1 protein-coding gene and 1 pseudogene are annotated in these 917 nt (G+C 40.5%); one reads left to right on the forward strand and one right to left on the reverse strand.

Annotation, left to right across the window (positions count from 1 at the left end; genetic code table 11):
* Positions 1–628: hypothetical protein (locus A3738_RS30520; protein ID WP_197473580.1), on the forward strand; the 628-nt coding region annotated here is incomplete at its 5' end.
* Positions 629–641: 13 nt separating this feature from the next.
* On the opposite strand, the pseudogene A3738_RS04140 reads toward A3738_RS30520, so the two are convergent.
* Positions 642–917 (reverse strand): annotated as a pseudogene (locus tag A3738_RS04140) (riboflavin synthase); the annotation flags it as partial.

Here is a 917-nt window from a genome sequence, read left to right on the forward strand (position 1 = left end):
GAAGAACGCCATTGACCTTAAGGTGACTCAAGGTGAATTTGGTATTCGTTCATCGGATGGTGACGTTGAGACTGTATTGACTCGTAATCTCACTATAGAAGCATATCTTGGGTATGTTGATATTTTGATCACGAATAACGGCAATGGTTTTTCACAAACTGACGAAGAAGGCGAACCTGACGGAGTCAGATTAGGTGATTCTCATATTTACATCGATACCAAATTTAGAGTTGAAGATTTAGACGTAGATAGCACCAACAATGTTCAAAACCCTGCCGTCCCTCAACAAGCCAAAAATCCTTATTTAACTATTCGCGATATGCGAATTCATAACGAACGTGGTGCCGACACGTTAGGCTACTTTGGTTATGCAAGTGTTGAGAAAAAGATTGGCGCTGTGATGGATATTATTCCTGAATACGATAAATTGACTCAGTATGCTAGCAGTGGAAGTCTGACGAATATTCAGGATATTGGTGTCGACGGCGTATCCATTTACGACATTAACGTTCGCTGGGACTGGGATATTCCTCACATACAGTTTGGGAGAACTGAGCAAAGTATTGGAGAAGTGTACTTTACTGACTTTGTAATCGAAGGTACAAACCTTACAATTTCTGCGCATTAGAAAAAGGGATCAATTATTGACCCCTTTTCAAGTATCTCTCTACCGTATCGACTATTGCTTGAGTTTGAGGGTCGATCTCTAAGTTTACTATGTCCCCTTCGGACATCGTTCCAAAGGTCGTCATATTAAGCGTTTCAGGTATCAAATAGACGCTAAACTGATCCGTTACTCCTGATCCAATAGTTAAACTACATCCATTAAGGCCAACGAAACCTTTTGGCAAAACGTATTTTTGTAGCTTATCTGAGATGCTAAATACTAGCTCGCAATTGGTTTCCGTTTCTATGCG

Source organism: Oleiphilus sp. HI0066 (genome assembly GCF_001635725.1).